The sequence below is a fragment of the Vibrio sp. genome (genome assembly GCF_047973365.1).
In the GTDB taxonomy this organism is placed as follows: Bacteria; Pseudomonadota; Gammaproteobacteria; order Enterobacterales; family Vibrionaceae; genus Vibrio.
Genome location: NZ_JBKEBW010000169.1, coordinates 1 through 9,984, shown reverse-complemented (window position 1 = coordinate 9,984; position 9,984 = coordinate 1). Strand labels below are relative to the sequence as shown.

9 protein-coding genes are annotated in these 9,984 nt (G+C 43.9%); 7 read left to right on the top strand and 2 right to left on the bottom strand.

Features of this window, described 5'->3' with window-relative positions:
* On the bottom strand, positions 1-177 hold a 177-nt coding region (locus ACK5MF_RS19145), incomplete at its 3' end, for a transposase (RefSeq protein ID WP_416922373.1).
* Positions 178-446: 269 nt separating this feature from the next.
* Between ACK5MF_RS19145 and ACK5MF_RS19140 the strand changes: the two genes are divergently transcribed.
* From ACK5MF_RS19140 to ACK5MF_RS19115, 6 genes are all read left to right on the top strand, one after another.
* On the top strand, positions 447-1,280 hold the full coding sequence (locus ACK5MF_RS19140; RefSeq protein WP_416924106.1) for a helix-turn-helix domain-containing protein: 834 nt from the start codon (positions 447-449) through the stop codon (positions 1,278-1,280).
* 388 nt (positions 1,281-1,668) lie between these two features.
* Complete coding sequence (locus ACK5MF_RS19135) at positions 1,669-2,661, top strand: TRAP transporter substrate-binding protein (protein WP_416924105.1); 993 nt, start codon at positions 1,669-1,671, stop codon at positions 2,659-2,661.
* Between the two features lie 81 nt (positions 2,662-2,742).
* A complete protein-coding gene (locus ACK5MF_RS19130; protein ID WP_416924104.1) occupies positions 2,743-3,258 on the top strand; it encodes a TRAP transporter small permease in 516 nt (171 codons plus the stop codon).
* The gene (locus tag ACK5MF_RS19125) at positions 3,251-4,558 is read left to right on the top strand and encodes a TRAP transporter large permease (RefSeq protein WP_416924103.1); all 1,308 of its coding nucleotides are present in this window, start codon (positions 3,251-3,253) and stop codon (positions 4,556-4,558) included. The genes ACK5MF_RS19130 and ACK5MF_RS19125 overlap by 8 nt, the downstream gene beginning before the upstream one ends.
* Before the next feature lie 24 nt (positions 4,559-4,582).
* A complete protein-coding gene (locus tag ACK5MF_RS19120) occupies positions 4,583-5,725 on the top strand; it encodes a glycoside hydrolase family 88/105 protein (RefSeq protein ID WP_416924102.1) in 1,143 nt (380 codons plus the stop codon).
* 186 nt (positions 5,726-5,911) lie between these two features.
* Positions 5,912-6,718 carry a helix-turn-helix domain-containing protein gene (locus ACK5MF_RS19115; protein ID WP_416924101.1) on the top strand — a complete coding sequence of 269 codons (807 nt, stop codon included), beginning with the start codon at positions 5,912-5,914 and terminating at the stop codon, positions 6,716-6,718.
* A 17-nt stretch (positions 6,719-6,735) separates the two neighbouring features.
* Here ACK5MF_RS19115 and ACK5MF_RS19110 read toward each other — a convergent pair whose 3' ends face one another.
* Complete coding sequence (locus ACK5MF_RS19110; RefSeq protein ID WP_416924100.1) at positions 6,736-7,107, bottom strand: PilZ domain-containing protein; 372 nt, start codon at positions 7,105-7,107, stop codon at positions 6,736-6,738.
* A 290-nt stretch (positions 7,108-7,397) separates the two neighbouring features.
* Between ACK5MF_RS19110 and ACK5MF_RS19105 the strand changes: the two genes are divergently transcribed.
* Positions 7,398-9,752 (top strand): fatty acid cis/trans isomerase, encoded by a 2,355-nt coding sequence (locus tag ACK5MF_RS19105; RefSeq protein ID WP_416924099.1) that lies wholly within the window; start codon positions 7,398-7,400, stop codon positions 9,750-9,752.
* The last annotated feature ends 232 nt before the right edge of the window (positions 9,753-9,984 follow it).

Genomic DNA, 9,984 nt, shown 5'->3' with positions numbered 1-9,984 from the left:
TTTCGGTGCAATGCCTCGTTGCTCTTGCTTGAGTTGCCGTACCCAGCGATCCATTGCTGATTGACTTACATTCATTGCTTTAGCGGCTTCGATAACCGAATAGCCATGCTCTGTTACTAATTGTGCTGCTTCAAGTTTGAATTCCGCACTAAAAGTGCGTCTTGTACGATTTGTCATAAAATCACCTGTTTGTCTCTGAGGTGTATCTTAACACCTCTATTCAGGTGGCCAAATTCACTGTACCACTACAAGGATACAAGTGTGGTCGTTTGGCACCTTGGAATTTTTACCCCTATTTCCTTGCAATGAGTAAGTTTATTAAGTCGTATTATGTCATGTTCACACTTTGGGTATTTCGTACCGTTTATGTGCTAAGAAGTGCGATTTTGCTCCGGAAAATTTATTTCAAGTCGCTAGAATGTCGTCTTAGGTTAAGGAGCGGTGTCATGATTTACTTAAAGTCGAAAGAGTTTTTTAAGAGCTCTCAAAATTTAGTGACGACGGAGTTACGTTCACCTCAAGAACCCTATCCAGAACATAGTCATTCGTTTGAAGAGATAGTCATTGTTAATGAAGGGTTTGGCACTCATGTATTAAATGATGTACCGATGAACCTAAGCAAAAATTATGTGTGCTTTGTTAAAAGAGAAGATAGACACTTGTTTGATCAGGTTGATGATTTATACCTGAGTAACATTCTGTTTGAAAAAGACAAAATGCCACTGAGTTCTGAACTTAAAAAGTTTATGCCATTAGATTCAGATAAGAATAACGGTTGGTTTATCAATGAAGAATCGGCAGAGAAAGTGAACCAGTTGATTAGTTGTCTGGACATTGAATCTCATAGTGATAGTTTACAGTCTCGCATTACTGCACAAGCCATTTTTCAACTGATTATCGTTGAACTCTGGCGTGGTAGGATCAATGATGTGTCTTTGCTTAGTAACAATGACAAAGTGTTTATGGCGCTATCACAGATCCAACAGCAATATGCGCAAATTAATGAATTAGAACCTGTGGCTGATATGGTCAAGCTTTCGTCACGACAGTTGACTAAATACATTAAGAAAATGACAGGGATGAATTTTAACCAATATTTGCACTACACCAGAGCAAGCAAGGCACTAGAAAGTATCATCTATACAGAGAAATCAATCACTGACATTGCTTTTGATGTGGGCTACCAAGATAGCAATTATTTTTCGACCAAATTTAAGAACATATTTAATATGACACCGACGGAGGCTCGGGAGCAGAGTGTTTATAAATCCTGCGAATGATGTGTTGTTATAACGTGGCTTCTACAATAAATACTAAGCCGTTTCGGTCTAAGCAAAATCACAAATTTTAAAAAATCCTCTTTTCATCTCTTCATAAATAAACTTTTCCTTTAAATATCCTACTGCCTGTTTTTATTAAAAAACTGCATTCTAGCGGTGATCTGAAACCCAATTTCAACTTTTTGTACTGAAACAGACTAAAAAGTAAAAAGTGTGACCCTTCACTTTATTGGTATGACGAATTAGACGGTGAAAAATTAAAGGTGGCGAAATTTCAAAGGTAGCTGAAGTTTGAAAGCGCCATGATAGCCACATAAATAAACAACACTATTTGTATGGTGTTTTCAATAAACCAATAACAAGCATAACAATCAACTTGGAGGATATTATGTCCCGACTCTACAACCCGATCACCAAAGCGCTGCTCGCTTCTGCTATGTTACTACCATTCGGTGCACACGCGGCAACGGTTCTAAAAATGGCGTATGCAGATAACAGCCAACCAGTAAAAGATGCGCTGCAGTACATCGGTGAGGCTGTGGCTAAAAAAACCAACGGTGAAGTCACGATTATGTACTTCCCTGATAGTCAACTTGGTGGTGAACGTGAGTTAGTTGAAATGACTCAGGTCGGCGCTATCGATATGACCAAAGTCTCTTCTGGTCTGCTAGAGAGCTTTTCTCCACTTTACGGTGTTTTTTCACTACCTTACCTTTTTGAAAACCAAGACAGTTTCTACCGTGTGATGGATAACAAAGACATCATGAAAACCGTATACCAATCAACAGAAGCTCAAGGCTTCGCTGGTGTGGGTTGGTACGATTCCGGTGCGCGTAGCTTCTACATGAGCAAAGGTCCGGTAAAAACGCTGGCTGACCTTAAAGGCAAAAAAATTCGCGTTATGCAGAGCGAAACCTCTATCGAAACCATGAAACTGCTTGGTGCTTCGCCAATCGCGATGAGCCAGGCGGAAGTGTATACCTCATTGCAACAAGGCATCCTGGATGGTGCTGAGAATAACGAATTTGCTATCACTATTGCGCGTCACGGTGAAGTGGCGAAATTCTACAGCTACGACATGCACACCCGTATTCCTGACGTGGTGATCATGAGTAACGTGACGAAAAGTAAGCTCACTCCTGACCAACTAGCAGCACTGCAAGAAGCGATTGATGAGTCAATCGAGCTTGAGAAAAAACTTTGGAAGGAAGAGATGACTAAGACTCAAGAGCTAGCGAAGAAAGAGTTTGGTGTTGAGTTCTTTGATATCGACCAAGCACCGTTCAAAGCGGCTGTTCAACCGATTTATGAAAAGTTGAAAAGCAAACCTCAAGTGTATGCCTTGTATGAGCAAATTAACCAAGTCGAACAAGCAAAATAGTTGAGCAAGCAAAATAGCAGTAACAAAGGATGGGCGCCTTTGGGCGTCTATCCTGATTGATTGGCCGAGGTTCCTATGAGAATGATAAGAAAGTGGCTGGATAGAACCATTGAAGTGTTTGCCTGTGTGGTAATGACGATGATGGTCTTGGTAGCTTGCTGGCAGGTAGTTAGCCGCTACGTTTTTAACGATCCGAGTACCTTCTCTGAAGAGCTACTTCGATTTTCGTTAGTATGGTTGTCTGTGATTGGCCTGGCTTATGTTGCCGGCAAAACAGAGCACATCGCCCTCACACTGTTTTTAGATAAGTTTCCTAAAAGCTTAGTGAAATACTGGAATATGTTAATCCAGATCGTCTTCATCCTTTTTGCCGTCTACATCATGATCATTGGTGGCTGGAAGGTTTCAAGCAACGCCATGATGCAAGTTTCCCCAGTTCTGCAACTGTCCATGGGCAAGGTTTACTATGCTCTGCCTCTGTCTGGTGTGCTTATTATCGTGTATAGCGTGATGAACATTATTGACCTTTTCAAACCGCAGGTGAACCTGATTGACGGTGAAAAAGCGCAACGAGTAGGAGAGAAACAGTATGACTGATCCAATTACTGCTGCCAGTATTATGATTGGGGTGTTCGTACTTTTACTGGTATTAGGTACCCCAATTGGTCTGTGTATCGTTATCGCCTCCGGCGCAACCGTGATGTTGGTTCTGCCGTTTGATATCGCGATGTTTACTACCGCGCAAAAAATGTTTTCCAGTTTAGACAGCTTTGCACTGCTTGCGGTACCGTTTTTCGTTCTCTCTGGTGTGATAATGAATAACGGTGGCATAGCGACCCGCTTAGTGAACTTCGCTAAGTTATTTACCGGCCAAATTCCCGGCTCTCTTTCTTACACCAATATCGCGGGTAACATGCTGTTTGGTGCGGTATCTGGCTCTGCGATTGCCGCTTCAACATCGATTGGCGGTGTGATGATCCCAATGAGCGCCAAAGAGGGTTACAACCGTAGCTTTGCATCCGCAGTAAACATTGCTTCAGCGCCAACAGGTATGTTGATTCCACCAACCACCGCATTCATTCTGTATGCGTTGGCCAGTGGTGGTACCTCTATTGCGGCACTGTTTGCTGGTGGCTTAGTCGCCGGTAGCTTGTGGGGCGTGGGCTGTATGGTCATCACCTACATCGTTGCCAAACGCAATAACTACACCAACTTCTTTACCCTGCAAAAAGGCATGGCGTTGAAGGTGACTCGCGAAGCTTTGCCAAGCTTGTTGCTGGTGGTGATTATTGTTGGCGGTATTGTGCAAGGTATCTTTACGGCAATTGAAGCATCGGCGATTGCGGTTGTGTACACCGCGTACTTAACGCTTGTGCTCTACAAAACCATCACTGTACGCGATATGCCAAAAATCATCATTCAGACTTTTGTCATGACAGGTGTGATCATGTTCCTGTTGGCAACATCATCAGCCATGTCTTTTGCGATGTCGATGACCGGTATTCCGGCAGCATTGAGTAAGCTGATCCTTGGTATCTCAGACAGCCCAGCCGTCATTATGTTGGTGATCACTCTGTTTATTTTGGTTGTGGGTGCCTTTATGGATATCGGTCCGGCAATTCTGATTTTCACCCCAATTCTGCTGCCTATCGTGCAGAAAATTGGTGTCGACCCAGTTCACTTCGGCATCTTGATCGTATTCAACTTAGCGATTGGTACCATCACGCCACCGGTAGGCAGCGGCCTTTATGTGGGGGCAAGTGTCGGGCAAGTGAAGGTGGAAGATGTGATTAAACCACTGATCCCATTCTATATTGCGATCATTTGCGTACTGATGTTAATTACTTATATCCCAGAACTGACTCTATTTTTACCAAGACTACTTGGTGTTATGTAATCGAATTTAAGGACTCTTATTATTATGAAAATCTTTCCTGTAAAACATAGCGCTTTGCTTCGTCGCGTAGAACGTACCCATCCACGCAACGTTGTGGTCGACAAGATTGAAAGCCTGATTAATAACCTGATCAATATTCACGATGAAACCGGTGAGTTCCTGCTTCATCTGGACGATGGTCGTACTATTGATACTAAAGGCTGGGCAGGTTGGGAATGGACGCACGGCATTGGTCTTTACGGTATGTACAAGTACTACCAACAAACCAATGACCAAAGTGTGGTCAACATCATTGATGAATGGTTTGAAGACCGTTTCTCTGAAGAGCAGGCAACCAAGAACGTTAATACCGTCTGTCCGTTCTTAACTTTGGCTTATCGCTATGAAGAGACCAAAGATCCATCGCTCGTTCCTTATTTGGAAACTTGGGCAGATTATGTGATGTACCAAATGCCTAAGACTAAGAGCGGTGGTATTCAGCACATTGTGTATAACAGCGAGAACCATGAGCAAATGTGGGATGACACACTGATGATGAGTGTTATGCCGTTGACCAAAATTGGTCAGTTGTTGAACCGTCCTGAATATATTGAAGAAGCGAAATACCAGTTCCTGACGCACATTCAATACTTAACCGATCGCGAAACCGGTGCCTGGTTCCACGGTTGGACATTCGATGGTAACCACAACTTTGCCAATGCGCGTTGGGCGCGTGGTAACAGTTGGGTAACGATTGTTATCCCTGATTTCCTCGAGCTGCTGGATCTGCCTGAGCACGATGCGTTCCGTCGTCACTTGGTTCATATTCTAGAGCGTCAAATTGAAGTGCTGGCGAAATACCAACAAGCTAATGGCTTATGGTGCACGTTGTTGGATGATGAATCTTCCTATGTGGAAGCCTCGGCAACCGCAGGTTTTGCCTACGGTATTTTGAAAGCGGTACGTAAGCGCTACATCGATGCCAAACATGCCGAAATGGCGTACAAAGCCGTGGACGCATTAATTACCGATTACATCAATGAATCGGGCGAGTTAGTCAATGTTTCGTTCGGTACGGCAATGGGTCAGGACCTAGACTACTATCGTGCCATTCCGTTGACGTCTATGCCTTACGGTCAGTCGATGGCTATTCTATGTCTGTCTGAATACTTACGTACTTACTTATAAATTCATTCTCTCGTTTAATTTGGTAGTGAAAGTTTGCCCCATGGTTAAGTGGGGCTTTTTTAATCTGTGAATCATCCTACATTCAAGGCAAGTGGATGATATCAGAATCACACATTTTTTATCTGTTGATTGCGCCTGCTTGAATGTAATCGCAATATGGTGTGGGTGTTCATTGGAGATAAAACGATGTTTCAACTTAGTGGTGAAGAGTTTTTCAAACACACAGATTCCGCCGTCTGTACTGAAACTCGCGCGCCGCAACCGGATTACCCTGAGCATTCCCACGATTTTCATGAACTTATTATTGTCACCAAAGGTGCCGGGCAGCATATTCTTAATGATTCACCGACCAATTTGGCGCAGAACTACATTTGTTATATCACACCCAGTGACCGTCATTTGTATGAGCAGGTGGAGAACCTTCATCTGACCAATATTCTGTTTAAGAAGAATCGTCTTTCTTATAGCCCAATATTGAAAAACTTTTTACCGAATGAGAGTTCGGACTCCAAGAGCTGGTTTATCACCAATCAGACCATGTCGAAAGTTGAGCAAATATTGCAGCAACTGGATCAAGAATCTCGTTCCAATACGGTGGAATCCCGTTTGATGATGGAAGTGCTGTTTCAGCATTTGGTGGTGGAAATATCACGCGGTCGTCTGACTTCTCAATCGAACGACGTCAACGACAACATCATTCTCAAAGTGATTGATTGGCTGCAAAGAAACTACAGTGAAGAGGTCTGTATTAACGAAATTTCAGACAAGTTTAACATTTCTTCGCGTTCCCTAAGCCGCAAAATCAAGCAAGTGACCAACCTGTCATTTAACAACTATGTGCATCGGGTGCGGATTAACAATGCGATGGATCTGCTGCAAAGTACCGATAAATCGATTACCGACATCGCCTTTGAAGTGGGCTACAAAGACAGCAACTATTTCAGCACCAAGTTCAAACGTTTTACTAAGAAGACGCCGTCGCAATATCGTTAATTTTTGCTCGCAAGGCATTATTTATTTTCGTCGCGGGTGTAGGCATTTCTGGGAAACACTTTCGGATAGTTTTTACGCATGTAGCGCTGTTCTGCAATCATCTGCTTGAACGACAGCCCTTCAGTGAGCAGAAATATCACTTCATTACCGATCTTTCGCAGTACTTTGCCCTTGATTGGAATATTGCGATCCAATGAATTCAGCAGAAGCTCACCTTCCAATACATCTTCCATTTTAAATAGCGAGTAATCACGAACAATCGCACGTATGCCTTGTTCCGAGATTTCACTGATTTTAAATTCTCTGCTCTGCACGCGAAGTGTTGGCATCACTTCTTTCATGCTATAACGCAGACGGAAAAACTGTCTTTGTTCGGTGTTATTGGTCATTGGCTGTTGCCGCTCTTGCGATAAAAAAATACGGTGTAGTTGTTACTTGATTTGCACTTTCTATTTAAGTTTATAAGCTTTTATCAACATTTCGAAGCGAGTTTACTGTTGATCAACATTTTTTAGCTGTGTTTCGGAATATTCCGAATGATTATTTCATTGAAATAGCATAAAGGGAAATTATGATTGTAATCAATAACATTATTTCTCTCGCAGTATTTTCTGTTGTGCATGGAAAATGTAGTAATCTTTACTTTAATTAATGCTGTTAACTCAAAAATCATAACTTTATGAATTTACGTAAACTCTTTTTTCTCTGTTTTGTTATTGTGTTCTCTGGTTGTGCTACCTATGCCGGGCTCAATTACGACCAACTGTTTGGTACCGCTCAAGTTCGGCAACGTCAGGTGGCGTTAGCGTCGCCTCAAGCTCAATACTTTATGCAAGAGGTGAAACCCATCATCGACAACCGTTGTGTGGTTTGTCATGCCTGTTACGACGCACCTTGTCAGTTAAAACTCTCATCGGTGGAAGGGATTGACCGCGGCGGTAGCAAAACTCAGATTTACGAAGGAACTCGCCTAAGCGCGGCAACACCGACACGCCTGTTTGAAGATGCGCAAACCACCCAAGAGTGGCGAGATTTCGGTTTCTATCCTGTGCTTAATGAGCGAGACCAAACCACTCGTGCCAATCTGGAAGCGGGGTTAGTCGCAAGGCTGCTGCAACAGAAAGAGCTGCACCCACAACAGCAACAGGATCAACTAGAAGGCTTTGATTTCTCGATTTATCGCGAGCAGCAGTGCCCAACGTTGGAAGAGCACGAAGCTTATCAGCAAGAGTATCCGGATTGGGGGATGCCGTTTGGTATGCCTAACCTTAACAAGAGCGAATACAACAAGCTGATGACGTGGTTAGAAAACGGAGCGCAGATGAATGAGCACATTCCATTAACCGCTTCGCAGCAAACTTTAGTCAATAATTACGAAACACTGTTAAATGCCGACAGCAAAAAGAGCCAACTGGCAGCGCGCTATATTTATGAACACCTGTTTCTTTCGCATCTCTATTTTTCTGATTTAGAAGAGAAAACGCCGCGTTTCTTTACTTTGGTGCGTTCCTCTACGCCTCCGGGTGAGGCGGTTAAACGAATTGCTACTCGTCGCCCGTATGACGATCCGCAAGTCGAGCGTGTTTTCTACCGAATTATTCCAGAGCAGGGCACCATCGTTGATAAAACTCATATGCCTTATGCGCTGAATAAAAAGCGTATTCACGCCTGGAAAGCGTGGTTTATTGACGCAGATTACCACGTTGGTCAGTTGCCAAGCTATGAGCCGTCGGTGGCTGCCAATCCGATGACCGCTTTTATTGATTTGCCAGTCAATGCTCGCTATCGCTTCTTATTGGATAACGCACAGAACACCATAATGAGCTTTATCAAAGGTCCGGTTTGCCGTGGTCAGCTTGCACTTAACGTTATTAATGACAATTTCTGGGTGTTCTTCTTAGATCCGGATAAAGCCGATATCCCAGAGGTCAACGAGTTCTATCGCTCTCAGGCGGATAACCTCAAACTGCCTGCGGAGCGTGAGGATACCCTCAACCCAATAGCTACCTGGATTAGCTACGCTAAGCAGCAGGCGCGTTATTTGGAGGCGAAATCGGCATTTATCGCTAAGCAATTTAAGGATGGTCGCTACGTCACCACGGATTTGGTCTGGTCTGGTGATGGCAACCCAAATGCTGCGTTAACTGTGTTCCGGCATTTTGATAGCGCGTCAGTGGCGCAAGGTCTGGTGGGCAATAAACCCAAAACCGCTTGGGTATTTGATTACTCGTTACTGGAACGAGTGCACTATCTGCTGGTGGCGGGTTTTGACGTTTACGGCAACTTTGGTCATCAGCTCGTGACCCGTATGTTTATGGATTTCTTGCGCTTAGAAGGCGAAAGTAACTTCGTGACGTTGCTGCCACAGAACATGAGACATCAGGAGCTATCGAGCTGGTATCAGGATCAGACCGCGTATTTCACCGACTTCTTGCTACGTAACGTCAAGCCGTTTGATGAGCCAAGCAACGTAGAATACCGCACCGACGACCCCAAATCGGAACTGTTTGATATGCTGCGTGCGCGAGTGCAGCCGGTGCTCAGTCCACGATATGACATTGTCGATACTGGCTTTACCGACAACCATGAGCGCGAGTTGAACAGTGTTAATCAGATCAAAGGCGAGGGCATCTTACCGATTCCTCAATTGATGATGCTGATGATTGAATCCAAAGCGGGAGAGTCGCAGTTGTTTACTCTGATCCACAACAATGCTCACAGCAACATTTCCAGCTTGTTTGATGAAGAGAACAACCGTGTGCCAGAAAACGACACATTAACCTTAGTGAGAGGTGTGCTGGGAAGCTATCCGGCCGCCTACTTATCATTGAAAGAAACGGAAATTCCTGAGCTGGTGGAGCGTTTAAGAACCCTGGATGGCGAAGAGAGTTATGTTCAGTTACTGGACAGATTTGCCGTGCGTCGCAGCTCGCCGGACTTTTGGTCTTTCAGCGATAAGGTTCATCAATGGTATAAACAAGATCAACCCGTTGAAGCGGGGCTATTAGATTACAACCGCTTTGAGAACCGATGAAAGTTTGCGTTATGTTCGATAGCTAGAGCTGCTCCGTCATTCTGCTTTCTGGTCATTCCTGCCTCTCGTCACGTCATTCCTGCGAAGGCACAATGCTGATCGTTTAAAGAAAATATAACTACTTGAACGATCTTGCAGTTCAAGCAAACTAACTCTTCGTAACTGAGGAGTTAGTATGTTTGCCAATGAATTAGATGACCTTTCTACTTGCTATCCACTGAACACTGAATAT